The 24,485-nt window shown below is 32.5% G+C and carries 25 protein-coding genes and 1 pseudogene; 14 read left to right on the top strand and 12 right to left on the bottom strand.

From position 1 onward, the window contains the following. Positions 1-137: 137 nt before the first annotated feature. From EKQ63_RS00960 to EKQ63_RS00935, 4 genes are all read right to left on the bottom strand, one after another. On the bottom strand, positions 138-728 hold the full coding sequence (locus tag EKQ63_RS00960; RefSeq protein ID WP_143880582.1) for a TetR/AcrR family transcriptional regulator: 591 nt from the start codon (positions 726-728) through the stop codon (positions 138-140). Between the two features lie 379 nt (positions 729-1,107). Further along, entirely contained in the window at positions 1,108-1,572 is a 465-nt protein-coding gene (locus EKQ63_RS00955) for a 2-thiouracil desulfurase family protein (protein ID WP_000604767.1), read from the bottom strand. 531 nt (positions 1,573-2,103) lie between these two features. After that, positions 2,104-2,415, bottom strand: a complete 312-nt coding sequence (locus EKQ63_RS00940) for a YbjQ family protein (RefSeq protein WP_000637511.1) — start codon at positions 2,413-2,415, stop codon at positions 2,104-2,106. A 63-nt stretch (positions 2,416-2,478) separates the two neighbouring features. Beyond that, the gene (locus EKQ63_RS00935; RefSeq protein ID WP_000008261.1) at positions 2,479-3,129 is read right to left on the bottom strand and encodes a CPBP family glutamic-type intramembrane protease; all 651 of its coding nucleotides are present in this window, start codon (positions 3,127-3,129) and stop codon (positions 2,479-2,481) included. Positions 3,130-3,765: 636 nt separating this feature from the next. Here EKQ63_RS00935 and EKQ63_RS00930 point away from each other — a divergent pair. Then, positions 3,766-4,503: pseudogene (locus EKQ63_RS00930) on the top strand (transposase); the annotation flags it as partial. Between the two features lie 176 nt (positions 4,504-4,679). Here EKQ63_RS00930 and EKQ63_RS00925 read toward each other — a convergent pair. Further along, positions 4,680-5,432, bottom strand: a complete 753-nt coding sequence (locus EKQ63_RS00925) for a hypothetical protein (protein ID WP_143880581.1) — start codon at positions 5,430-5,432, stop codon at positions 4,680-4,682. Positions 5,433-5,633: 201 nt separating this feature from the next. Beyond that, positions 5,634-7,190, bottom strand: coding sequence for a replication initiation protein RepS (locus EKQ63_RS00920; RefSeq protein ID WP_143880580.1), 1,557 nt, complete (start codon positions 7,188-7,190; stop codon positions 5,634-5,636). A gap of 893 nt (positions 7,191-8,083) precedes the next feature. Here EKQ63_RS00920 and EKQ63_RS00915 point away from each other — a divergent pair. The 6 genes from EKQ63_RS00915 to EKQ63_RS00885 all read left to right on the top strand — a co-directional run bounded on the left by EKQ63_RS00915 (position 8,084) and on the right by EKQ63_RS00885 (position 10,907). Further along, entirely contained in the window at positions 8,084-8,950 is an 867-nt protein-coding gene (locus EKQ63_RS00915) for a ParA family protein (protein ID WP_000769532.1), read from the top strand. Next, a complete protein-coding gene (locus EKQ63_RS00910) occupies positions 8,943-9,338 on the top strand; it encodes a hypothetical protein (protein ID WP_143880579.1) in 396 nt (131 codons plus the stop codon). Before EKQ63_RS00915 ends, EKQ63_RS00910 begins: the two co-directional genes overlap by 8 nt. A gap of 197 nt (positions 9,339-9,535) precedes the next feature. Next, positions 9,536-9,763 (top strand): hypothetical protein, encoded by a 228-nt coding sequence (locus EKQ63_RS30090; RefSeq protein WP_001259506.1) that lies wholly within the window; start codon positions 9,536-9,538, stop codon positions 9,761-9,763. A 283-nt stretch (positions 9,764-10,046) separates the two neighbouring features. Further along, positions 10,047-10,277, top strand: a complete 231-nt coding sequence (locus tag EKQ63_RS00895) for a hypothetical protein (RefSeq protein ID WP_000154974.1) — start codon at positions 10,047-10,049, stop codon at positions 10,275-10,277. After that, a complete protein-coding gene (locus EKQ63_RS00890; protein ID WP_001109992.1) occupies positions 10,264-10,551 on the top strand; it encodes an ArsR/SmtB family transcription factor in 288 nt (95 codons plus the stop codon). Before EKQ63_RS00895 ends, EKQ63_RS00890 begins: the two co-directional genes overlap by 14 nt. A 26-nt stretch (positions 10,552-10,577) precedes the next feature. Further along, complete coding sequence (locus EKQ63_RS00885; RefSeq protein WP_001089595.1) at positions 10,578-10,907, top strand: hypothetical protein; 330 nt, start codon at positions 10,578-10,580, stop codon at positions 10,905-10,907. A gap of 128 nt (positions 10,908-11,035) precedes the next feature. Here the strand turns inward: EKQ63_RS00885 and EKQ63_RS00880 are convergent, their stop codons facing one another. The 3 genes from EKQ63_RS00880 to EKQ63_RS00870 form a co-directional block, all read right to left on the bottom strand. Beyond that, a complete protein-coding gene (locus EKQ63_RS00880) occupies positions 11,036-11,350 on the bottom strand; it encodes a hypothetical protein (RefSeq protein ID WP_223290748.1) in 315 nt (104 codons plus the stop codon). A 263-nt stretch (positions 11,351-11,613) separates the two neighbouring features. Then, positions 11,614-12,576, bottom strand: coding sequence for a hypothetical protein (locus EKQ63_RS00875; protein WP_223290747.1), 963 nt, complete (start codon positions 12,574-12,576; stop codon positions 11,614-11,616). 383 nt (positions 12,577-12,959) lie between these two features. Then, a complete protein-coding gene (locus EKQ63_RS00870) occupies positions 12,960-14,606 on the bottom strand; it encodes a peptide ABC transporter substrate-binding protein (RefSeq protein ID WP_143880576.1) in 1,647 nt (548 codons plus the stop codon). Between the two features lie 384 nt (positions 14,607-14,990). Between EKQ63_RS00870 and EKQ63_RS00865 the strand changes: the two genes are divergently transcribed. Then, the gene (locus EKQ63_RS00865) at positions 14,991-15,821 is read left to right on the top strand and encodes a hypothetical protein (protein WP_143880575.1); all 831 of its coding nucleotides are present in this window, start codon (positions 14,991-14,993) and stop codon (positions 15,819-15,821) included. A gap of 76 nt (positions 15,822-15,897) precedes the next feature. Here the strand turns inward: EKQ63_RS00865 and EKQ63_RS00860 are convergent, their stop codons facing one another. Then, a complete protein-coding gene (locus EKQ63_RS00860) occupies positions 15,898-16,533 on the bottom strand; it encodes a DUF3967 domain-containing protein (protein WP_143880574.1) in 636 nt (211 codons plus the stop codon). 244 nt (positions 16,534-16,777) lie between these two features. On the opposite strand from EKQ63_RS00860, the gene EKQ63_RS00855 reads away from it, so the two are divergent. After that, positions 16,778-17,149 carry a DUF2538 family protein gene (locus EKQ63_RS00855; RefSeq protein WP_143880573.1) on the top strand — a complete coding sequence of 124 codons (372 nt, stop codon included), beginning with the start codon at positions 16,778-16,780 and terminating at the stop codon, positions 17,147-17,149. A 140-nt stretch (positions 17,150-17,289) separates the two neighbouring features. Here EKQ63_RS00855 and EKQ63_RS00850 read toward each other — a convergent pair whose 3' ends face one another. Continuing rightward, positions 17,290-17,925 carry a GIY-YIG nuclease family protein gene (locus EKQ63_RS00850; protein ID WP_143880572.1) on the bottom strand — a complete coding sequence of 212 codons (636 nt, stop codon included), beginning with the start codon at positions 17,923-17,925 and terminating at the stop codon, positions 17,290-17,292. Between the two features lie 275 nt (positions 17,926-18,200). Here EKQ63_RS00850 and EKQ63_RS00845 point away from each other — a divergent pair, with 275 nt between their 5' ends. Together EKQ63_RS00845 and EKQ63_RS00840 are read left to right on the top strand one after the other, a co-directional pair. Then, positions 18,201-19,466, top strand: a complete 1,266-nt coding sequence (locus tag EKQ63_RS00845) for a Y-family DNA polymerase (RefSeq protein ID WP_143880571.1) — start codon at positions 18,201-18,203, stop codon at positions 19,464-19,466. Next, positions 19,463-19,804: a YolD-like family protein gene (locus EKQ63_RS00840; RefSeq protein ID WP_143880570.1), complete on the top strand. Its 342-nt coding sequence runs from the start codon at positions 19,463-19,465 to the stop codon at positions 19,802-19,804. The genes EKQ63_RS00845 and EKQ63_RS00840 overlap by 4 nt, the downstream gene beginning before the upstream one ends. A 22-nt stretch (positions 19,805-19,826) precedes the next feature. On the opposite strand, the gene EKQ63_RS00835 is transcribed toward EKQ63_RS00840, so the two are convergent. Further along, on the bottom strand, positions 19,827-20,084 hold the full coding sequence (locus EKQ63_RS00835) for a helix-turn-helix domain-containing protein (RefSeq protein ID WP_143880569.1): 258 nt from the start codon (positions 20,082-20,084) through the stop codon (positions 19,827-19,829). Between the two features lie 132 nt (positions 20,085-20,216). Here EKQ63_RS00835 and EKQ63_RS00830 point away from each other — a divergent pair, with 132 nt between their 5' ends. The 3 genes from EKQ63_RS00830 (at position 20,217) to EKQ63_RS00820 (ending at position 24,265) form a co-directional block, all read left to right on the top strand. After that, positions 20,217-21,980, top strand: a complete 1,764-nt coding sequence (locus tag EKQ63_RS00830; protein WP_143880568.1) for an SIR2 family protein — start codon at positions 20,217-20,219, stop codon at positions 21,978-21,980. A gap of 675 nt (positions 21,981-22,655) precedes the next feature. Beyond that, positions 22,656-23,267: a recombinase family protein gene (locus EKQ63_RS00825; protein WP_000023351.1), complete on the top strand. Its 612-nt coding sequence runs from the start codon at positions 22,656-22,658 to the stop codon at positions 23,265-23,267. A gap of 17 nt (positions 23,268-23,284) precedes the next feature. Beyond that, positions 23,285-24,265 (top strand): tyrosine-type recombinase/integrase, encoded by a 981-nt coding sequence (locus EKQ63_RS00820; protein WP_143880567.1) that lies wholly within the window; start codon positions 23,285-23,287, stop codon positions 24,263-24,265. The last annotated feature ends 220 nt before the right edge of the window (positions 24,266-24,485 follow it).

Below are 24,485 nucleotides of genomic sequence, written 5' to 3'. Positions count from 1 at the left end.
TAAACAACCCTATTTCTTCTGTAAGCTACCTCTGCTAAAAAAATATCTCCCCCTCATAAACAGAAGATACTTTTTATGAGGAGTATTTATTGAATTTAAGTTTATAAAAATTGAATGAAGGCGATGCAAGTTCTCACTTATTTAGAATAAGAGTAAAGATGATGCTTTATTTGTTCAATGAAATATTGATGGTGTATATTATCGTTAGATACTCGACTTGCCATAATAGCTCCCTCCATTGAAGAGGCAAGAAAAGAAGCGAGCGATATAATGTCTATATCTTCTTTAAGTTCTTGTTTCTCTATTCCTTCCTTTATGAGAGAGGCCATTAACATTACTGTATCATCATAGCCTTTTGCTGCTGCTTTTTGTAATTCTGGAAATACTCCAGTACTTTCAATGGCGCTATTAAGTAATGGACAGCCTCCAGCAATAGGAGGATTATTAGCTGCATCTTGATATACAAGGAAAATTGCAAGGATTTTATCGATTGCTGTCTTTTTATTTTCCATCGCTTTATGAAAATGGTTCCACATAATTTCACCACTTTTGTCGTAGGCAGCAAGGACAATTTCTTCTTTATTTTTGAATCTACGATAAATAGCTCCTTTAGATAGTTCAGTAGCTGTCATTATATCCTGGATGGATGTGCGAGTTATCCCATTAGTATTAAATAAATATAAAGATGTTTCAATAATTTTTTCTTTTACCTTATCAACTTTAGCCATGCTTTGTAATCCTCCTAATGAAAACGATCCTAATATTCTAGGTAATGTTTACCCTCTATTTTCTTGATTTTTTTGTAAGTATAAATAAGTTCGGAACAGAAATATCTTATCAATCCCTATCTTATGAAAATCTCAAACAATACAGTTTGAAAAGAAGTTAATCAAATTATATTATCCATGTAAAATAAGTGAATTTGTTGGTTTGAAATTAAGTTTGATTAAAATTTAAGCGAAACCATTGATTTCATCACAAAAAAATCTCACGCATTTTGAACAAAATTTGATTAAAATGCGTGAGTTGAAATTTTACAAGCTATTTATTTTTATAATAAAGTTTGATAATTTCGGTAAGCGAATTGTTAAAATTTGCCCTCTAATATTATATTTTATTAATTAATTTATCTAATTCTAATTCAGATATAACTTTAATGCCCTTACTTTCTAATAGAGCAGTGGTTACGCCGACTCCTGTTACCTTTTTTCCAACAAACTCACCACTATAAATTTCTTTACTGCCACAAGAAGGGCTATATTCTTTTAAAACTACATGGCTAGCTTGCATTTCTTGTGCTAAATTTAAAGTCTTCATAGCACCATTTATATATAATTCCGTCACATCATTACCGGAACGTTCCATTACTTTTGCTTTGCCCTCTAAAACATCATATCCATCTCCGCCCAAGATTTCAGCTGGTTCTCTCGGTGTAACAAAACCACCTAATAACTCCGGGCAAACAGGTATCGCTTTCTTTTCATCAATTAATTTTTGAATTGTATCGTTTAAACATGCAGTACCATTATATCTTACTGGTTTTCCAGCTAAGCAAGAACTAACTAAAATCATGATGTACATCCTTTCAAATCCATATTCAATTATTACAGCTGTGATGGCTGACCCTCCTGTATCCTATGGACTTTTGGGAGTTGGGATACTCCTGATAATAGGAGCTGTATTACTGAAGAGAAAGAAGAGACCTCACGTAAAATCATAAGTTACTTCCGACTTCGTGAATTATGTAAATAAGCTGTCCATATGGACAGCTTATTTTATTTTTTGCTTAGCGTGGTTTTTTTCCGAAATGCTGGCGGTACCCCATGCCCATCAACTTAAGAATTCAGAATTACCCCAAAATGAAAAAAAGAACTTTTTGTTACAAATTAACACAAAATTTCGTTCTGGAGGTACTGAAAAAATTTTGCCTGATAGTGATGGAATGGGGCCTCTATAAAAAACCCACAGTTTACACTCAAACTGTGGGTTTTCGACGTACAATGATTTATCAACTTCTGTTTTTAGTCTTTAAAATCTGCAACAGAACCAGGATCCCCCCTCAAAGTATAAATCTTAAGGAGGGGATCCGTTTTTTTTATTTACTTATATACGTACAGCTGTACCACTTACAGCAACCATTAACATTCCATCACGAACTACTTCGTAATCTACGTCAACACCAACGATAGCGTTCGCACCTTTTTGTTTTGCAAGTTCTTTCATTTCATCCATTGCGATATCACGAGCTTCTTTTAGCTTACTTTCATAAGAACCAGCACGACCACCGACAACATCACGAACAGAAGCGAATAAATCGCGTACAATGTTGGCCCCCATAATAGCTTCACCATTTACAATATCAATATACTCAATAATTTCTTTACCTTGAATTCCAGACGTTGTTGTTACAATCATGTTTGACACCCTCCTAATTTTTTATAATATTCAATTGCATGTGTCTCTCTATGACATATGCAATTAAATAAAAGGAATAAAATTGTTTAACATATGTATCGCTATAACATATGCAAGGGATCTATTAGAAATAAGATACGCCGCAGTAAGCATCACCGTGCCAGGTAAATAAATAGCAATATCCGAAAGTTGGTTCGTGTGAAGAAGTGTAAAAATTATAATCGAAACGATGGATGCAATAGCAGTACCAACATATTCCGAAAAACGATTTACTAATATATGACGAAATATAATTTCTTCAATTATTGGTCCTATAATCCCAAATACAAGTAATGTGAATATAATAGGCATCTCTGCGCCATTTGTAAGGATCTGTTCTTGGTTCTCTGGCTGACCTGTATTTAGAAAATGCATAATAGAATTTTCCACAATTATCATAAGTAAAACTACCATAGGAATGCTTACTATTTTCAAAATTGTTTTCTCTTTAAAATAAGTAAAACTTTCAATAATTTCTTTCCTAAAGAAAATGATTCCTACAATAGCAGGTACAGTCAAACCGATGGCACTAAGAGCAAATTCTGATTCAACTAAGTTGCTGTTAGTTAAAAGGGATATGCCAAATAATATGAACAAGCCAATTTGAAGTAGTGCAAACAGTATATAAATTATTAGCATAACCAGTTCTTTTGTATTCGTTTTTATAAAGCTCACTTTATTACCTCCATAATGAAATTACTTAGAATCTTTGATTTTTCTTGTTGCATTAGGTTCTCCTTTTAAAATATAATTATATAAATACCAAACCGGACGGTTCGGTTCAAAAACTAATGATACTATAAGTTTCTAGTTTTTTAAACCCCTTTTATAAATTATTAATAAAATAAAAATGGTAAACAACAAATATATTTATATCTCAGTTGCTTATTTACAAACAAATTTCAGTACTCATTCATTTTTGACAATTAGCTTTTTATAGAATGAATTAATAAGACTTTTAACCGCAAGGACTGCGGGAAATATCCTAATATACGAAGTGAAAGTGGGAGTAGTTCAAACGCTTTAGCTAAACGTATTAATAAAAATTATATATAATAATCATATGTCTATACGTTAAAATTAACTATATATTTTTACAGCTCTACGATTTTAGATAAAATTAGTTGTATAATATGACTGAATTAAACAATTGGTCATGTATTTTTGATGGAAAATTCTGTATCTTTATAAAAAAGATTGATAATTTGTAATTAAGTTTGATAAAATTTTCGTTTAAGAACATGATATGAAGGAATTTTCATGCCAACTTCTCTTTTTATCCTATATAATAAAAGCAAAAATATTAAGATGATCAAGAACCCTGAACCAGAATATTTCAACAATGGTACGTTAAAAAAGCAAACAGAATACATCCAGCTTGATATGACACAAATGCTGTCTGGTCTAATCCCTGGTGAAACGATGGAAATCCCCGAGGCATACATTGGTCAAAATCAGAAACTTCCAGCACGTGTTATTATCCATCGTTTAACCGATGATCAAACGCAAACACGTCTGAAAAACCAAGCGATACGTGAAAAGAAGAAAGGCATTGTCATGAAGGATAAAAGTAAACGTTTAATGGGCATGAATGTATATATCACGAACACGTCGCTAGAAGAAGTACCGATGAACTACGTGCATCCATTATATTCACTTCGTTGGCAGATTGAAATTTTGTTTAAAACGTGGAAGTCGCTCTTTAAAATTGATGAATGTCAAAATATAAAAAGAGAACGCCTAGAGTGCCATTTATATGGACAACTCATCGGCATTCTCCTCTGTTCTTCTACGATGTTTCAAATGCGTCAGTTTCTGCTTGAAAAGAAAAAACAAGAGCTGAGTGAATACAAAGCGATTTATATGATTAAAGATTACTTTCCATTACTGTTTCAAGCGATAGCCGTTGGCACAGAAAAACTTTTAAAAATTTTGCATCGCCTTTATCAGCTGCTCAAAAAGAACGGTCGTAAATGTCATAGGTATAAGAAGATGACCGTCTTTGATATTCTAGGGATTGTGTATAAAACGACAGTGAAGCATAGATAAGTTGCCTAGCGAAAAAATCACGTTTTAATAGGCTTCTTTAGCATGCCTACTTTTCTATCAATTACTAGTTTTGAACCAAGAATCGTTTCATATCTAGTAAGTTACTTGTTTAGCTTGATGGACATGTGGCGGTACCCCATAAAGTGTTACATTTCAAGAAAAAAGAAATTAAAATCCTACTTCTTCAATTCCTTTTTTAACCGCTTATTAGCCTGGTACAAGAATGGTTTATTCTCATAGATTTGATGCTTGAAATAAGAATAACTGCCTTTTAAAACAGTAATTTGAACCTTCTCAGACTGTAATAATACCCAATACTTACTTTCATCAAGAACTAAACCGGTCACGCTCTTACCATTAGCAAAAAATACTGTAATTTGATCCCCTACAGCAAAGACATACTCCGTTGGTTTTTCATAACCAGCTGCTTTCATTTCCTCTGTATAAAAATCATTCGTCTCTAATACTGGAATATGTTTACCATGTGCAATATATGATAAAGCACTCTTCATAATCGTACAGAAATTGCCCTTATCTGTTTTGATATACAGATAATAAGCTCCCTCAGATATAACAGATCCTTTAATACGCTTACCATCTTTAAATGCACAAGCTATCTTTTCCCCTATCTCAAACACAAAAGAAGTCTTTTTATCTTCAGGCTTATAATTAGGTGATCTTTCCTCAACTGGCACAAACTCTTCATGCCTTATATATTTTACTTCTGCAAAGTTAACAGTTACCTGGTAAGGATCACCATCCCCCTTCACATCTAAAACACAATAATATTCCTCAATTGTTGTAACTTTCCCTTTTAACAAAGCTTCATGGCCAAGTAACTTAATCTCTACATCAGCCCCCCTCATGAACACATAAGAATGTCTAAAACGTCCCTTTTTATCACGATCTACAGAATAATTTTTACCCATATAATACACCACCAATAGAATAGATTTCTAAAACTGTCTATATAATTTCACATACCATAAAGAGTATAGAAACTTAAATAACTTAAAACATCCCCTAACAAGAACTAGAAATATATGTATTAATCATATAGCGCTATAGCTAACCGTCAGAAAGATGTATCGTAGATATAATTATGTATTGGCACAGTGGACAATTAAAAATTAACCAGCTGGTAGCCCTTCGATTAGGCTGTATGGTACTGTTTCTTCTGCCATAGCGCTATTGTTTTTTGCTTGTAGTAAGATATTACCCATTTGGGGGAACAGCTCGTTTAAATAGCTTAAATAACTCTCTCTTTTTTGTCCTTTTTCACGTAACGCAAATGAAATTAACATGCCAATTGTTGAAAAACCTGTTTTTGCAGTTTTTCCTTTCCCTTCAACAGTCTTATATATTTTATTGCTCTTTTTCAGAACAGTGTTTAGGGTACTTCTAGGAATATTAATCGCTTCACATAATTCTTTTTGTGTAAAGTATAGCACAGGTTTGTTGTTCGAATTCATCGACAGGAACGCAATAATATCCGCTTCCCACTCATGCCAATGAGAACGTACTCGATCCTCACGTTGCTTTTTGTGTTTTCTCCAAAATGCAGCTGGTGATCTAAATGAATTAACTTGTCCAGGTGTCCCATATGTTTGAAGTAGACGATCAATGTAGTCTTTGTGTGCAGCCTGGTATTTTCCTGAATATGCAGACATGACAATTCCTCTAACCTCAGCATGATCCAAAGGTTGTTCCAGGTTACTATTAAACTGATCCATCATATCTAGTGTTTCCTTAATTGATATTTCACTTTGGAAACAAGCTAATGAAAGAGTGAAAATCGCATTATTACGCCCTGCTTTTGTTTGTTGTGGCGCTATATTCGTACAATTTATAATTTGCTTAAACCAAGCTTCTTCTACCTGTTTTGGCTGCTCTACAGGTTTGTTCTTAGAAAATGGAGTTTCAATAACGTTGTTTTCACTTGGAATTGTGAAAAATTCTTTGCCTTTGTTATCATCTTGTCTCTTACTCCAATCCTGCAGCTCCTTGAAAGAATATACATTTTCCTCAAAGAACATAATAATATTCTCTTCCGAAGGCATTCTGAAGAAGCCAAAATGATTACACGTTAAATCTACTTGTGGTAGGCTTTCAGCAAACATTTCTCTCAAGTTTTGAGAGATTCTTTTTGCTGATTTAATAGCAATATAGTTCTTTTTATTTGTTACATATACAGCTTTATCTAACACATAATATACTTGGTAACCCTTTGTAGTTTGAAGGATCATAGTCGGCACACCAAAACCAGCATTTAACGCAACATCATTGATTGCTGTCATTGGGAATGACTTTGAATCAATATCAATTACGAAGCAATTAATTTGCTGTAAGTTCTTTTCCGTATGCCCAACGATTGTACGAAGACCATTTTCACTATATGTACCAAAATTATATACATTAGGAGTCCAGTGAGAAGCTTGTCCAACATGATCCAGTGCAGCTTCCTCAGATGTTAACACTACTCCTCTTGTACCAAACGGTGCACTTAAATCAGCTTTTTTACGAGTGATAAAAATAGATCCTTTTTTATTCTTCTTACCATTCAGCATTTTGTCTTCAAATTTCTCTTGTTTTGTAATTGATACTAGAGCAGCTTTTGAGTTTTTAGATTTATATTTTCGTAAACCTTTATGAAGTATAAGATTAATTGCTTTCTGTACTGTATTCATGTTGGATCTCCTTTCTACTAGATTTAAGACAACAAAAAAAGGTGAGCAGTTATATCACTGCTCACCTAAATAAATAGACTTCCCGAATTGTAGAAAAAGGTAGAAAAAACCATAACTAAATACGCTTATAGATGCACTTAAATAAGGGTTTCTATCTTTACAAATCTACACTAATTAACTATACTAATAGGAGATATTTCATATCTCAATAGCATAGTTAATTAGAACGGTTTGGGAAGTTTACGAACTGAGTGAGCAGTTACGTAAATGGAATACAAGATGTTTCCAGCAAATTGTATTCACCAAGAAGTAGAAATGTTTCCAGCAGATCTACTTCCTCTGTCCTTGAGATTTCCAGTCTCATAGACAGCCGTTCTTTTTTTATTTGTTTTTGTGTTTATGTGTCTTATATATCCTACAAATTCTTCCGAATTTTTTATGTATATTATCAAACTAAATTGAATTGCGTTGAGAAAACTTGTTGTCTATAACGTTACAACAAGTTTTTTTGTTTGTAAACAAAGAATTTCAACAAAACCCTTTTCATTTACACATTTTCACAAGTGTAAATGTGTAAATGTGTAAATATCTATTTTTTCACTTTCATTCTATTAAATAGACGAAAAATATTAAACTCGTTTTTACACTTGTGTAAATGTCCACAAGTGTAAATGTGTAAATCTATAACCCTATGAGACTAGGGAAACCCTATTGTATCAACGTTTTCCTTTCATTTGTGAACTTGTGTAAATGTGTAAATGTGTAAATGTGTAAATTTATATTGATATTTTTGAGGTGGAGTATTATAATTGGATTAAGAAGTTTTTACACATGTGAAATCGTGTAAATGTGTAAATGTGTAAAAAGAGAAAAGTTTTTTTGGAGGGATACATATGAAATTGAAAAGACCGTTAACTATCACTGTAGCAAACAGTAAAGGTGGCGTTGGTAAATCTACTATTGTAAGACACTTATCTTATCATCTAGCTTTAAAAGGATATAAAGTACTAACAGTCGATATGGACCCGCAAGCAAATACAACAAAAACGATGATTTTAACAAGAAAAAGAATAAACGATGAATACTTTGCTTTCGACAAAACATTAATGAGAGCTGTACAAGATGGTAGTTTAGAAGACATGCAGTTAAATATAATGGAGAATTTAGATTTACTACCTTCTCATAGTGATTTCGAAAACTTTGAAACGTTACTAACATCAAGATTTGGTCATACAGAACCTTCAGATCCTAACTATCATCAAGTAGAAGCTAATAAGATTAATTACTTTAGACATTTATTAGAACCTTTAAAACAAAATTATGACTTTGTTATTATTGACAGTCCACCTACAGCATCTTATTATACAAAAAGCTCTGCAATGGCAAGCGACTATGTGCTTGTAGCATTCCAAACACAAAGTGATAGTTTAGATGGTGCAAATGATTACATCAGTCGATTCCTAAGAAAATTAGTTGAAGAATTTAATGCTCCACTTGATGTAATTGGCATACTACCAAATCAATTGCATAGTGCCGGTAAAATTGATGCTACAGTATTACAAGATGCGAAAGACATCTTTGGAGAAAACAATTTATTTAGAAATTTAATACCATACGCTAAAAGAATTCAAAGCATTCCACGTATTGGCTTGAATAAAGATCAATATTGGGACAAGAAGTTATTTAATGAAGTCTTCGAACCATTTGCAGATGAATTTTTAGAACGAATTGATAAAATGGAGGAATTGAGAAATGAGTAAAGATATGGGCTTTTTCAATAAAAAGGAGGGCGGGGAGACCCCTGGCAATAATAAAGGAGGGAAAATAGATGTTGGCTATAAAGCTGATGTCACTCCCTCTACCCCTTATGATCCTAGCATACCTGCAAATCCTAGCTTACCTGCTAAGGCAACACTAGTTAATGGTGATAAGCGTGGTACTATTCGAATGCCTTTAGAAACTAAACACGAATTTGATGCTTTACTTGAGATTTCAGAGTATCAATATACTTATGAACTACTAGGTGAAATGCATGACTTATACATGCAAAAATTGTCACCTGAACAACTAAGGTTATTCCATGCACAACTTGAAAACATTAAACGTAAAGCTGCTCTTAAAGAAGCTAAGAAACAGCAAAAGAAATAACAATAACATGTGTAAATGTGTACATGTGGTCTTTTACACATTTACACATGTTATAACTACATAAAACATATAGAGTCATATAAACCCTCTATATCATCGTGTTAGTGATTAGTCATTATATTTTTTTGGACTGAAATTTGTGTAAATGTGTAAATGTGTAAATGTACACATTTACACAAAACGAAAGGAGCGATACCATGCGAACCCTCGGTATTATAGGATTAGTTGTCATAGCTTTAGTATTTTTTAATGTGATTTCTCTACATACACTCGGAACATTAGCTCTCATAATAGGACTATTAATAGCGCTCTTATTTGGTGCTTACTTCTTATATTATGTTGTTATTAGCTTCCTGGCACTATTCACTACTATCGTTGGAACTATCATGGTTATTTCCTTAATATCTTATGCCTTTCTAATCTAATATATCTAACTCCTGGAGGATCAATATGAATCTTAATGAAGAATTAAAGACCATTCTTAGATGTAAACAGTTATTATCTGAAGCTTATTCAATTGGAGGAGGTGAAAAAATTGAATTCGTTCGTAACGGTCATAGATATATGTACTTCGCCATCACTTCACCATATAACGAGACACGTTATTATCGAATAGACGATTCATTGGATACTTATCAACTTAAAGTAAATAAGTGGGTGTATTCCATGACTATATAGCGCCATAGCTCTTGAAAAAGGAGAATACGAATGACAATACCAAAGAAAAAACAAATTCTAGAAGCCACTATTAATGCCCAGGTATCTCAAAACTATCAAGACTGCCAAGAATGGATCAATGAAACCCTACGAATAATGGCTAAAGGTACAAAACACGAAAAGGATGTGAATTGGGCTTTAGAAGTATGCAATAACTATAAAAGTTTATGGACAAATCAAAACACACATATAAAAGGAGAATTTCAAAATGAACTACACTAAAACTGAAATAACTGAAGAAAATATTGATATGTTAAAAACACTATCCCATCCAGCCCGTATTCAAATCATAACCATTCTTATGAAGCACAACATATTAAATGTTTCAGAACTTGTTGATATTCTACAAATGCCGCAAGCAACAGTTTCACAGCATCTATCTAAAATGAAAGGAAAGATATTAGGATACGACAGAAGAGGTTTAGAGGTGTATTACTACATAAATAACCCTAAAGTTCCAATGATTATTGAAATTTTATCACCTAATATTAAGTGAAATTAAAGTAAAAGGGGAATCTAAATATGAACAGTGTAAAAGACAATCAAAAGTCGCTCTCTTTCTTTGATTTATTTTTTGAAAATCACCCTATAGAAAATGATGTTTTTGTTATTGAAGCAAATGAAAGATATTTCTTTTTTGAACACGATACTATTATAGATATGATTAAAAATTTCACAAAAGAAGATCAGGAATACATTAGAAGACAGCTGCTACTTTACAACTACTTAAATCAAGACCTAAGAATTTGTTTAATGCAAATTGCATCTGATTACATAAGAAGGCTTGTAGGAAGATATAAAAAAATGGATTGTAAGATCCTACCCTTACAATCCATCTATAACTTGAACTAAAGAGTACACAAGTATTCTTCAGCGCAATATACCCACTTCATTATACCCTTTTATACTAATTGTGTAAAAGAGTATAATTTACCACTTAAAAAAGCTGTGAATTATACATCACAGCTTTTTTATATTATTTATTTGAAGTATGTGTATCCTTTGCTCTCAACGAGCTTTACGCCTTCCCAAAGCTCTATAGTATTAAAGTAAGGTTCATCATCATTCCCAAAGGAACTATATTTATCCCTGGTTTCAACCTTAATAACTAATTTATGCTTCCCTACCTGCTTAGATGCTTTAAATAATTCATATCTGTTTCCGGCGATAACGTCATTATCGTCTTTATCCACTTTCTCTTCAGTAAAACCATAATCTCGGGAAATTTGAACCAAGCTTCGCTCTGCACTTTCAAGTTCTTTAAACTTTTCTACTATTGCATTATATTCTTCCATGTACTCCATCTCCTGTTCCCTACTGGCTGTAATGAATTGTATAAATAATTATAATCGATGTTAAGGACGAATATAAAGGCTAAAGTGATAATTTATGTTCGTGCTGTAGTTTTTGTATGAATTTTAATTATTTCTATGATCCTTCTTCCATCACAGCGCCCGATTGCGGTATTGTTTTAAATATGCAAGTAGTATTATCCGCTGTCAATTCCATCTTTGAACAGTACTACCATCTCACTTCATTAATTCTCACTGACTGCATCTTAATTTTCCTCACCTGGATAATCATCTTCAACTTCTTCTTCGATATCAACTTCATCATAATTAAAAGACACATTAGGATTGCTTAACAAATTTAGAATCTCAATACGTTCCTTCTTATCATTAATATCTTGATAATACTCATCAACCTCATCAATATATCTGTGTTTCTCTAAATCAGATTTAAAAACATTAAGATATTCGTTCACTAACTCTGGTTCAAAATTAAGAGGTTTTATTTGCCTAATCAAATCCAACATATCAGAACGATCATTAGTATTTATTAGATATATTATTAACTCCTTCCAAACAATGTCATCATCAAAAAAATTGTATTTCTTATCTAGGAATATTATGCTTGCCTTAGACTCGTATGGTAATTCATATGTATAGATATTTTGCGCGCTAGCTTCACTCTCTACAAGATCGTATAATGCTTCGCTAATCTTCCCTACAACTTTTCCAATGAATTTCTTGAATTTCCATTCATTAGATGTTACAAACATATTCTTATAATCAATCTTGGTTTTCAAATGTTTTTCAAGAAAAGTAACTAGACTTACTCTCTCCTTATCATGACATTCAATACTATTCAAATTGTACCTATCATACCTCATCGTTCTGTAAAAATTACTTAGAAGTCCAAGGAATTCATTATGCAGATTACTAAGGCCACAATTGTGTTTCTTCGAAATTCTTCTTAAAAGTTCTAAATGATTATGTGTTATTAAATTTTTTTCAAACTCCTCTTGATTAAGAGTATCATTATGTTCAATTAATATAACTACTACTTTTAATAACCTTTCTATACCTACAGAAGTATTATAAAGGAACTCGAAAATTTCATCCTCTTGCTTGAAATTTTCCAGGGAATCAAAAGCTTTTAAACCATTAAATATGAAACACCCAGCAACATTCAATTCCTTCCCTAAACTGAAGTTTTTCCAAAAAGTTTTAGCATCCATTCTCAACTTCCTCACCTAAGTTATAGTATATTTCCTGATAAAAAGTCCCATTAAGTAAAGAGACCTTAGATATATCTAGTTCAACTTGTTCCATAGTTAATTTATATTGATTTTCAATAATATCCTCTTCATCCCCCCTCATTAAAGTAATTATTACACCGAATCAAATTCTGTGTCTACGATATAAAGAATCTCGGTTACTTACTAAATCCGTTTCTTGTACTCAACAAAATAGATCTTTTATTAAATTTTATTTTAAATCAACACATGCAATCCAACTACGGTGATTCCTAGTAATATAATGAGATTTCATTTCATACATCACTAAAAGGGCACTCCCAATGGAGCGCCCTTTTCTTAAAAAATAATAAGCAGTATTCAATCTATTTGTTATCAATTTCAGCCCATTTATAATTAAATTCTGCACCAAAATCATTTGTAACAATTCCTTTGACAGAAGAACGTTGTAAGTATGATCTACCTTGTTGATAGAAAGGAGCAACCGCTCCATCATCTAACAAGATTTTTTCGGCTTTTTTCATTGCTTCCCAACGTGCCTTTTCATCTCCAGCTAAATCACCTTTAACTTTATGAATAAGTTCATCATATTCCTTATTTGAATACTTATCAAAATTGTATGTGCTATCAGTTGTAAATAAATCTAAGAAAGTGATTGGATCAGGAATATCCGGCGCCCAAACATCTACACCAATTTCATAATCGCTACTTAATAACAATTCAATTTGTTGTTTACGTGGCTGCGATTTAATATTTACAGTTAATCCACTTAAATTCTTTTCAAGTTCACCTTTTAAATACTCTGCATTTCTCTTTGCTAATGCATTGTCACTCGTTAGCAATTCTAATGTTACTTCTTCTTTTTCTAATTCTTGCTTGGCTTTTTTCCAATCTTCCTTCGCTGTATCTACATCATATTTCGCTAAGTTCCCACTCTCTTTCCGGAAGTCTTTTCCGTCGGTTCCTTTAGCAAAATTAAGCGGCACAATCCCTTCCGCTGGAAGCGATCCATTGCTTAGAACAGTTTCTGTAAATGCCTTTTTATCAAACGATTTACTGATTGCTAATCTAGCATATTTATTTTTTAACACTTCATTCTTTTGGTTTAAACGTAAAAACTGCATAGTTACTTCAGGACGCTCCTTGAAGTCAGGACTGTTTCTATATTTGTCTACAAAATCTCCTGTTAGTCCTACACGATCTATTTGACCTGATTCGTACAAATTCACTTCAGTTGATTTATCTTTTATAATATCAAAGTTAATTTCGTCTAATTTAACTGTATTTGCATCCCAATAACTTTTATTCTTCTTAAATTGAAAACCTTGCTCATGCTTCCAACTATCCAGCGTAAATGCCCCATTATAAATTAACTGATCTGCTTCTAGACCATATTGATTCCCTTTTGATTTAAAATACTTCTCGTTTATTGGTAAAAACGTTGGAAACGTTGTCAAATTTATAAAGTAAGGGACAGGTTGTTCTAGTTGTACTTCTAATGTTTTATTATCTACTGCTTTTACTCCTAGCTGATCTACAGGTAGCTCTTTACTATTTATTTTCTTTGCATTCTTTATGTCAAAAAATAAAAACGAGTATTCTGCAGCTGTATCAGGACTCACAGCTCTTTTCCAAGCAAAAACAAAGTCTTCAGCTGTTACTGACGTTCCGTTTGACCATTTCGATTCTCTCAAGTGGAATGTATACGTTTTTTTATCTTCACTTACATCATAAGATTTCGCCACACCAGGTATTAATTTATTGTCTTTCCCTAGTATATACAGACCTTCAAACACATTCCGCATTACATTCATTGATTCATTATCAGTTGCCTTTGTTACATCCATTGTTGGGATCTCCGCTATATACGGTAAATTAATGGATTGTTTTGTTTCTTTCTTGTCAGTTGCCTTTGCTGTATTTTTAGTTTCTTTCTCTCCACTACTACAAGCTGTTAGTAAAAAACTAGCACATAAAACAGAAGCAACAACCGATGTAACCTTTTTAAACATCTTACTTTCTTCCTCTCTACATGTACGGTTCATCTTATTAAATTATCTATATATCGGATTTTACAGAATATTAGAAGAAAGTTATTCATTCTCTAAACGTATTCCAGCACCTTTTCTCCTATATGTAGCATCTAAATAATAAACCTCATATTACTTTAACACTAAAAACGTAGCATTCTTGAGATTATTGTGTCAATCACTAAAATTTATTTTTAGTAAGGTATGTGAAATTATAAATATGAATATCATTTCCAACTGTAGCTTAGAAATGATATTCGATTAAGTAATCCCAATTTATCCCATCCTTGTTAAACTCAGAATATAAATCCAGCACATTTGGTAATTTATATAAGGTAGTAAAAAAAACAAAAAAGGACTGGTAAAATGGATCTTGAAGTTCAAGTATTTGAATTGGATAGTGACATGGTTGAACACCCACATGTGGAAGTCGGTGTTGATCCAGGTTTTAAACTCATCGGGGGTGGTGCACAAGTAATCTATACTCCTGACCAACCTGGATGTCTTCTTACCGCATCGTACCCTAATGACGATTTAACAAAATGGATCGTTAAAGCAAGGGATAGTATGACACCAAGCGCTAATGTAGTTAAGGCTTTCGCCATCGGTTTAAAAGATCCCGACAACGAATTTGAGGTTAAGTTGTTTAAAAACACTGTCCCAAAACAACCCGATCAACATATTCGCGGTAGTGTAACAATAACAGATGCAGACTATACTCTCACATGTGGGGGTGCACGAACTATCCCAATAAATGATAATGCGGGTAATTTTTTAACTGAATCGACCGCTAAAGATTCAAACACCTGGGAAGCAAGCTGTAAAGACCATGAAGTAGAGGAAAGAGCTACCTTAGAGATATTTGCTATTGGTCTTAAATTAAATTCTCCAATCCTAAAGCTAACCAACAAACTATTTTTGAGTGGGTTTTCGAGGGATGAATCGCATCCTTCAAAGGTCGTATCTGTACCTAAAGCGTGGAATCTCACTGGAGGTGGTGCAGAGATTGCTTATGGGAGTGAACCTGGAAACCTTCTTACTGCTAGTTTTCCGTTAATGGATATATCAGACCCGACTAACCCTATACAAACATGGAACGTTGCAGGGAAAGACCATAATATAACAAGCCCAGCTAAAATAGAAGCAATTGCTATTGGAGTTAAGACGGTTCTTATTCCCCATTTTCATCCAAATTGATTTCTTCAACCTAAATAATATAATATAGTGATGTATTTTGCATATCAAAAATGAGTACACTCATAAATGAATGTACTCATTTCCAAAATTTCCACCAGTTTTTCTTTTTTGCTGCCGCTATTTCTTCCTGGGCTAATACAATAGTACGTTTTGCTTCTTGGATCTCTCTGACCATCTTCATAAGGTTATCGTCCCTTAATTCTAACCTCTTTTCTATTCTTTCTTCACGTTCCTTCCGATCCTTCATATCTTCCATTATTAATTTATTTCTTTCTTTTATATCCTCTTCAATTAATTTGTTCTTTTGATCTATACGATCACCTAGTCTCTTTTCCATCTCTAATAAATTTGCTTGCTGCACCTTATTAATTTCTTCAATCATAGCGCTATATTGTTGTTGAAATTGATATTGCATTTGATAAGGAACTGGATCTGTACCCTGGGATTCCTCTTTCTTATTAGCGATTCCAAACTGCTTTGCAATCATTTTCGCAGCTTTTTCTAAAGTCATGCCATCTTGCTTACTCAATTCTACTAACTGTTCAATAAGTACAACATCAAACTCTGTATATTCTCTTCTCCCTCTACTATTCTTTCTTACATCATAACCTTCACGCTCAAGAACATCCGAATACTTTCTAAGTGTGCTGCCGCTTACTCCTAAACGACTATAAACCTCACTGCTGGTATATACTATCTCCGCTTCTGACATAGCGCTACGCCACCTCCTATAAGGGGAATTCCATATTGAAGGAATAATCCCTTTTAAAATCCATCGACGAAGCTCGCACGGTCTTTGTAATGATTTGTCGGTTTTATAGATATTCATAGCGCTATAACCCATTCAAAATCTTTAAAAAGGATAATTGTTAAGGATACCGAAAATATTAATATAGACAAATCCACGTTTCATTGAAAATAATGAAAAAGATTCTTATAACAAAGGGGATAGAATAATGTATTTTGTAAATGAAGAACATGAACGGAATTACATTAGATTACTAGATGCAAGGGGAATTGAACCTGGTGATGATCCTGAATATGAAACAGCATTCTATATAACTGCACATCCTGATATACATAAGTGTTTTGATTGGACATTGTGTAAGATAGAATACTCCCCATTAGGTGAATTAATCTCTCCTGACGAGGATGTTAAGGGAGTAAATCCTGGTGCACTTACTGGCACAACACTACCACTCGTCAAGGCTGGACAGTCATTATTTAATGGATATAAAGTAGATCTATCGGACTTACCTTTATATAACGAAGAATTTTTCCAAGTATTTTTCCAGGCATGTAAAATAAGGTGGCGTGTTACTATTTAAAATAATATACCAAGTAACAAGGACTTTTCGAAACGGAAGAGTCTTTTTTTAAGTCACAAAATCTAATCACCCATGCAATAAAAAAAGAGTTCATTTGTTTTTTCAAAATGAACCCTTTACTTAACAGGATAATAACCACTCTATTTATATAAAAACTCAGACAGTTTCTCTATTCCATTCTCTCCACTTTGATTTTTTGCTATTTCAATATCTATATCCTCTAAAGAATAACCATCTTGCAAGTGAGTCACTACAACAGCAGTAAAATCATATTTCTTCTCGTATAAATCTCCATCGAAATCTCTCAGTCCAGTAAAAATTTCCTTAACATTCTGAATAGTCTCACTTAAATTCCGGGTGAAATCAGACTCTTTCCTTAATCTATCTGTATTTGATACTCCTTCTTTGTTATAGGCGGGTTTATGGTGTTTAATTAATATACGTTCAACTAACTTACGGTCTATATCATTCTCTATCTGATAAAAGACTACAATAAATCCATCCTCTTTCTTACCAAATCGTTGACTATTTTTATGAGAAGATAATCGTTCTTTTAAATTACCTTGACCAACATATAAACACCCATTCCCAACTTGACTAAAATCTGTTATATCAGCTTTAAAAATAACATATACACCTTTTTCAGAAGGATGTGCCTTTCTCTGGTGAAGTATATATACATCTGGCCCTTTGTCTATATTAATACCAAATTGTATTTTAAGTGATTTAGCATCAGGATAATCATTTAATTCAATCTCAATATTAGGTGTTGACATGTAATCTTCCTCCCTTTTCCCAAAAAATTCTAGCTTAAATATTATTTTATATCTTTTTTATAATTTTAACACTATATATTAATTCAATTATATACAAACACTATATTAAATAATTCAATTCAGATTTTCTCAGAATACATTACCCTTACTAAATAAAAGCTTTTTTTCCACAACAAGGCAGAAAAAATACAATTTAATAATCAATACCTCTTCATAAAGGAACGTAAGTTCGTGTATAATAAGAACAGACGTTCTTTACTTAAGGAGGAATCACAGTGTATGACTATTCAATCCTACCGAATAGAATCATCTTATGTGTAGATCTACGAAGTTTTTACGCTTCTGTTAGTTGCATCAAAATGGGATTAGATCCTATGCATACAAAATTGGCTGTAGTAGGTGATGTGAATAGAAATGGTTCAATCGTTCTAGCTGCAACCCCACCATTAAAAGCATTAGGTGTAAAGAAGATGGCAAGATTATACGAAATTCCTCGCAGAAAAGATATTCTTGTTGTAAATCCAATTATGAGCACTTACATTAAATGCTCCAATTACATAACAAAATTAGCTTTGCAATACGTTCCTATTGAGGATTTCCACCAATATTCCATTGATGAATTCTTCATGGATATTACGGACAGTATTCATTTATTTGCCCAAGATCCTCATGAATTCGCAATGAAATTTAAGCGTGAAATATACGATCATACACGAATTGAATGTACCATCGGAATTGCTCCTAACCCAATCATGAGTAAGGTTGCCCTAGACATTGAAGCTAAGAAGAACAAAGATGGAATTGCTTTTTGGCAGTACGAGGATATACCTACCAAACTATGGAGCATACGACCCCTTAATAAATTTTGGGGTATATCATATAAAACAGAAGAAAAGTTAAATAGAAAGGGAATATACTCTATTGGAGATTTAGCCAATTATCCCCTTAAATACTTAAAACAGAGCTTTGGCAAGATTGGAGAAGAATTACACTTACATAGCCACGGAATCGACTTTAGTCGCATTTCAGAAAAATATGTTCCTGCCACAACTTCTGTTGGGAAAAGCCAAATTTTAATGCGTGACTACACAATAGAAGAATTTCCAATTATTCTATTGGAACATATAGAAGAGGTTTGTTATCGGCTTAGAAGACAAAATAAACTTGCCCAAACCGTTCATTTTTCTGTCGGTTATAGCAAGAGTTATACCGGTGGCATTAGAAAAACACATACTTTAAACCGCCCGACAAATTTAACAATGGATATTTATCATATCTGTACATACTTTTTACATCAACAATATACTGGCGAACCCATTCGCAGCATAAACATATCCTTAACAAACCTAATTCAAGAAGGGGAAGAACAGATTTCTCTTTTTGATAATGTCACGAAACGAGAACAAGAAGTGAAGTTAACAAAAGTAATGGATGAAATACGAACAAAGTTTGGGAGGAACAGTATATTACGAGGGATTTCCTACACGCATAGCGCTACAGCTAGACATAGAAACACACTAATAGGAGGACACAGATCATGAATAACGCTAATATGCCGAAAGGAAGAGGTATGGTCAAATGGTCTCCGTTCGCAGCAATGCCTGAACAGTTTGCTGGTATTCGTGAAATCATCAAGGAGAAAAATAAAGTAACTCGGCCGATCTTAACCGCAGAAGAAAAAGAACTAATTGAGAACATGTTATTATGCTCCTTATTAGCTGAAGAAGAAATACTGATTACATATTACGAAGATGGTTATATACTCTCTAGCTATATGACTGTTATTGGTATTGATCAGCAAAACAGCGCTGTCATATGTACCGATGCTTTTTATAACAAGATGAAACTGCAATTCCAAAATATAATAGACGTCAAATAATTCATTTAAAAAAGCCAATTCTCTAAAGGAAATGGCTTTTTTGTTTTTCTTCTATTATATTTTTAGGGAAAAGTAGATTCATTGCTTCAACCGTTAAAATCCACTCTCCCCTTTGTTTCCCCTCAGGTTTATAGTATTTTATTTTTCCATCTTCAATTAGTTTATTCATCATCCCTTCCTTTTTATATCTCTTTATTTTCATTCTCAACGCATCTTGTGTTATCCCCCAACGATCGCATGCTTCTCTTGGTGTCATGACTTCATCTAGCATAAACAACATAACTATCACCTCATCTCATTACTTACAAGTAACATCAAGTAAAATTATAAGTTACCTATAAGTAACATTCAACCAGAATAAGTTAAAATATGGTACGATTATTTATAGAATATATAATCAAAGGAGAAACACATGGATAACCACTTAATGTCACTATCTTTTTCTATGGAAGCAAATAAAGGTGTATATGCTTTGTTATTAGGATCTGGAATATCACGTGCCGCTAATATCCCTACTGGCTGGGAAATCGTTGAAGAATTATGCAGAAGAATAATGGTATTAGAAAACGAAGACCATAATAATCCAACACAGTGGTATCAAGAGCATTATGGACAAGAACCCTCATACGACAAAGTAATTGAAGGACTAGCTAAAACTCCTGCTGATAGACTAGGTTTATTAACAGAATTCCTTGAACCAAAACAAGAAGATGAAGAACATATAAAAAAACCAACAAAAGCACACAGAGCAATAGCGAAGTTAGTTAAAAGCGGATACATCAAAGTAATAGTAACTACAAACTTTGATCGATTAATGGAACAAGCCCTAGAAGAGCTGAATGTTGATTTTCAAACTTTACACGATGTGTCTAATATAAATGGTATAAAACCAATAGTTCATGCAAACTGCACAATTATAAAAGTTCATGGTGACTATAAAGACATGAGATTCAAAAATGTTACCCATGAATTAGAAGTCTACCATAAAGACTTATCAAATTTATTAATACGAGTATTTGACGAATATGGAATCATTACATCTGGTTGGTCTGCGGAATGGGATATCGCATTAAGAAACACTATAAATTCTGTAAAAGGACGCCGCTATTCTTGGTATTGGCATGCTTTTAATGAAAAATTAAGTGAACCAGCAGAAGAAATACTAAAGATTAGGGATGGAATTAAAATAATAGACAGTAATGGAGCAGACAGCTTTTTTAGTTCACTTGCTGAAAATGTGGAAAGCATCTCTAAACTTAAAAAAACTAATCAAGAAAACATTCAAGTTAAGATAAACAAATTAAAAAAGTATATTACAAATGATTTAGAAATTGAATTACGTGAGATGATAACAGAAGAAACTCAAAATTTAGTTCAATTTATAAAATCATACAGGATACCCGAAGAAATAACTTCCAAAGACACACAAGAACATATAGAAACCATAAAAGAAAAAGCAAGTACATTAACTACAATGTTAACGATCCTTACTTATTATTCAAACAAAGAAACTCATGAGTCACTTATTTGCGAGACCTTAGAAAGACTCACTACTGCAACAAACATAACCGGGACAAGATTTTATCGTTACGGCTCAAAATTACCAACAATAATCGGGCTATATAGCATCGGTATATCTGCAATTATGAAGAAAAAATACAAACTATTAAACAAAGTTTTAACAGAGGTAAGAGTTAAGATTAACACATACCCTCAACAGAACTTCCTAGAATTCACCGGAACTAGCGGTGAAATACATACATATTTTAAAGAATTATACCCAAAAACGAATTACAATATGCCGTTACAAGAAATGATTATACTACCTTACATGTGTAAAATCTTTGCCGATAGTAAACTTACATTTGATGAACAAGAATTGATTGAGCATTATGATATTCTTGAGTTTCTATTGGCTTTAAAACATCGATACATTGGATCTAGTTATTATTACAGTGGTATTTTTGTCTACAAAGATGATAAATCATATATTTCACATTTCTTAAAATCAGGAGCGCAAGAGGATGTGAATTGGCAGGTACTAGAACTCTTTGATAATAGTGTAGAGAAATTCAACAGCATATTAGGTGTGTTAGTTAGTTCTATAGATGGCTATAGGAATCATTCTGGTATGGTAAAATTACTAGAATCTTATCAATCAATTATAATACAATAAATGTAAATAAAAATTAATTAATATTAAATAAAAAGAATGCAGCTTTTAATCTGCATTCTTTTTGCTTATATTAGGACTCTTACACTAATTCAAAAAAACATATTAATAATCTCAATTACTAATTTCACTAACATCCCCCATTGAATCAAAACCTCCAGTTTAGAAGTCTTTTTTGTTTTTTTTACATTTTTAGTATTCTTCTTACTCTTCTGTTGTTTGAATTTTTTATTCATCCTAAAAACCCTTTCTATTACATCGTAAAGATCGTTAATCTTTCAATGTAATAGATTACTATCTAATGTTACTCCACTATCACATGAGCACATTCATTATCACCTATACAAACTATTATCACCCTTACAAGCTACTATCACCCCTACAAGCTATTATCACCCCTATAAACTACTATCACCTATACATATTTAATATCACCCTATGCCTATCAATCTCCCCCCTAAAAAAGGAATGAACGCAATAATATGGTATTAAGTTCATAAAAATATAAAATTTAACATTCCTAAAAGGTACACTTTAAAGTACAGTATTAATACATACAAAAACAACGTTCATAAAAGCCTACATCCTATAATAATGAACGTTCTTTTTTCTAATAGGAATTAACGAACGTAAAATGATATAATTAATGAAAAAGAGAGTGATAGGAGTAAGAATATAATGAGTATTAAGAAATTTGGTTATGTTCGTGTAAGTACCAAAGACCAAAATGAGGGAAGACAAATTGAAGATATTAAAAAACATGTTGAAAGTGAACGTGATATTTTTATAGATAAAAAAAGTGGTAAAGATTATAACAGAGATCAGTATCAATTAGTAAAAAGGATGTTGAGAGAAGGCGACATTTTATATATTCATTCATTAGATAGGTTTGGAAGAAATAAAGAAGCAATTTTAAAAGAATGGAAAGAAATCACGCAAGATATTAAGGCGCATATTATCGTATTGGATATGCCATTGCTAGATACAACGAAATATAAAGATAGTCTTGGGAATTTAATTACTGATTTAGTACTACAAATATTGTCCTGGCTTGCAGAAGAAGAGCGAACAAAAAACAAAGTACGCCAAAGGCAAGGAATTGAACTGGCAAAAAAAGAAGGTAGACCATTAGGGAGAAAACCAAAGGAGATTCCAGAAGAATTTTATGAAGCATACCGTTTGTGGAAAGCTTGTAATATTACAGCGGTACAAGCTATGCAGATGTGTAATATGAAAAAAACTCACTTTTATAAAGTTGTTAAGGAATACGAGGGGCAATTTAAAAAATAATAGAGGGGATAATATTCATGCAAAGAAACCAGGATATAATACAAGGCTTCTCTTCTTATTTATTAAGTAAGGGAAGGAAGCCCTCAACAATTAAGCGATATATATATGATGTAGAAAGTTTCATTCAATGGCTGCACCATTCAAAAAAATTCAGTGAAAGTAATACTTTTGAATGTCTTCATAAAAAAGATTTTGAAGCCTTTTTCAAATACTTAAAAGAAGATCGGCAGTACTCTGACAAAACTGTACACCGTATATATATTGTATTAAATAGGTTGTACGAATACTTAGATTTACCAAGCCCCATTGAAGGAGTTATTCAAATAGATCCACCTGATCGGGCATTACGTAAAGAAGATTTTGTTTCATTCCAGGAGGAAAGGCGCTTAAAAGAAGTCATTTCTTCTCTAGAAGGACTTACAGAAAAACAACTATCAACTCGCCCAATGATATTAGAAAGAAACGTTTCTATCGTTACATTACTCCTGGACTATGGATTATCCTTAAAAGAACTTGTTTCTTTGCAAATGGTACATGTTCATTTTGAAAATAACACTTTATCGATTCCTGAAGACTCAAAAGTAAAAAGAACCATTCATTTGAAGGAAGAAGATAAATTACACTTATACAATTACTATAAAACTATTCCTGAACCTGTACGCCCTAAATATCACAGCAATGACCCACTATTTATTGCTTTTGATTTTACACGTGGGACTTATCATTGGAGTTATGATAATGATGCACCAAAGTTTCTAACTGAAATATCAATACAAAAAATGATTCGTTTAGAAGTGAAACGTGCTAATCTCCGAAAGGGAATTTCTTCTCAACATTTTCGAAACACTTATATTTTAAGAAGAATTCAAGAGAACAGCACACCTGAACAAATCATGCAGCTAATAGGATTCAAATCTAATTTATCCTTAAAAAGATATTACGATTACTATAAACGAACCGAGTCAATTACAGACTCACACTCTCCCCTTAATATATAATTTTTACACATCTACAAAAGATCAATAAATTTAATAAAAACAGAGGTTTAATAATGAAGAAAAATGAGGAATCATATTATATCCACCAATACACTTTACTGGATAGAACTACTAAATCAATCAAAATTGAATCCTGGCGGTCACTAAAAGAAGAAATGCGAATCCTAGGTATAAAAGACAGTGACATCTTTCAAATTCAAATGATAGAGATAGAACCAAA

The sequence above is a fragment of the Bacillus sp. BD59S genome (assembly GCF_007363175.1).
Lineage (GTDB): Bacteria > Bacillota > Bacilli > Bacillales > Bacillaceae_G > Bacillus_A > Bacillus_A pacificus.
The sequence above is the reverse complement of the archived record's forward strand: the minus strand, read 5'-3'. Positions and strand labels throughout refer to the sequence as shown.

Bases quoted from the DNA above. Each gene is read 5' to 3' on its own strand.
- EKQ63_RS00960 (WP_143880582.1), bottom strand. From the start codon at position 728: ATGGCTAAAGTTGATAAGGTAAAAGAAAAAATTATTGAAACATCTTTA.
- EKQ63_RS00955 (WP_000604767.1), bottom strand. From the start codon at position 1,572: ATGATTTTAGTTAGTTCTTGCTTAGCTGGAAAACCAGTAAGATATAAT.
- EKQ63_RS00940 (WP_000637511.1), bottom strand. From the start codon at position 2,415: ATGATTGTAACAACAACGTCTGGAATTCAAGGTAAAGAAATTATTGAG.
- EKQ63_RS00925 (WP_143880581.1), bottom strand. From the start codon at position 5,432: ATGGGTAAAAATTATTCTGTAGATCGTGATAAAAAGGGACGTTTTAGA.
- EKQ63_RS00920 (WP_143880580.1), bottom strand. From the start codon at position 7,190: ATGAATACAGTACAGAAAGCAATTAATCTTATACTTCATAAAGGTTTA.
- EKQ63_RS00915 (WP_000769532.1), top strand. From the start codon at position 8,084: ATGAAATTGAAAAGACCGTTAACTATCACTGTAGCAAACAGTAAAGGT.
- EKQ63_RS00910 (WP_143880579.1), top strand. From the start codon at position 8,943: ATGAGTAAAGATATGGGCTTTTTCAATAAAAAGGAGGGCGGGGAGACC.
- EKQ63_RS30090 (WP_001259506.1), top strand. From the start codon at position 9,536: ATGCGAACCCTCGGTATTATAGGATTAGTTGTCATAGCTTTAGTATTT.
- EKQ63_RS00895 (WP_000154974.1), top strand. From the start codon at position 10,047: ATGACAATACCAAAGAAAAAACAAATTCTAGAAGCCACTATTAATGCC.
- EKQ63_RS00890 (WP_001109992.1), top strand. From the start codon at position 10,264: ATGAACTACACTAAAACTGAAATAACTGAAGAAAATATTGATATGTTA.
- EKQ63_RS00885 (WP_001089595.1), top strand. From the start codon at position 10,578: ATGAACAGTGTAAAAGACAATCAAAAGTCGCTCTCTTTCTTTGATTTA.
- EKQ63_RS00880 (WP_223290748.1), bottom strand. From the start codon at position 11,350: ATGGAAGAATATAATGCAATAGTAGAAAAGTTTAAAGAACTTGAAAGT.
- EKQ63_RS00875 (WP_223290747.1), bottom strand. From the start codon at position 12,576: ATGGATGCTAAAACTTTTTGGAAAAACTTCAGTTTAGGGAAGGAATTG.
- EKQ63_RS00870 (WP_143880576.1), bottom strand. From the start codon at position 14,606: ATGTTTAAAAAGGTTACATCGGTTGTTGCTTCTGTTTTATGTGCTAGT.
- EKQ63_RS00865 (WP_143880575.1), top strand. From the start codon at position 14,991: ATGGATCTTGAAGTTCAAGTATTTGAATTGGATAGTGACATGGTTGAA.
- EKQ63_RS00860 (WP_143880574.1), bottom strand. From the start codon at position 16,533: ATGTCAGAAGCGGAGATAGTATATACCAGCAGTGAGGTTTATAGTCGT.
- EKQ63_RS00855 (WP_143880573.1), top strand. From the start codon at position 16,778: ATGTATTTTGTAAATGAAGAACATGAACGGAATTACATTAGATTACTA.
- EKQ63_RS00850 (WP_143880572.1), bottom strand. From the start codon at position 17,925: ATGTCAACACCTAATATTGAGATTGAATTAAATGATTATCCTGATGCT.
- EKQ63_RS00840 (WP_143880570.1), top strand. From the start codon at position 19,463: ATGAATAACGCTAATATGCCGAAAGGAAGAGGTATGGTCAAATGGTCT.
- EKQ63_RS00835 (WP_143880569.1), bottom strand. From the start codon at position 20,084: ATGTTGTTTATGCTAGATGAAGTCATGACACCAAGAGAAGCATGCGAT.
- EKQ63_RS00830 (WP_143880568.1), top strand. From the start codon at position 20,217: ATGGATAACCACTTAATGTCACTATCTTTTTCTATGGAAGCAAATAAA.
- EKQ63_RS00825 (WP_000023351.1), top strand. From the start codon at position 22,656: ATGAGTATTAAGAAATTTGGTTATGTTCGTGTAAGTACCAAAGACCAA.
- EKQ63_RS00820 (WP_143880567.1), top strand. From the start codon at position 23,285: ATGCAAAGAAACCAGGATATAATACAAGGCTTCTCTTCTTATTTATTA.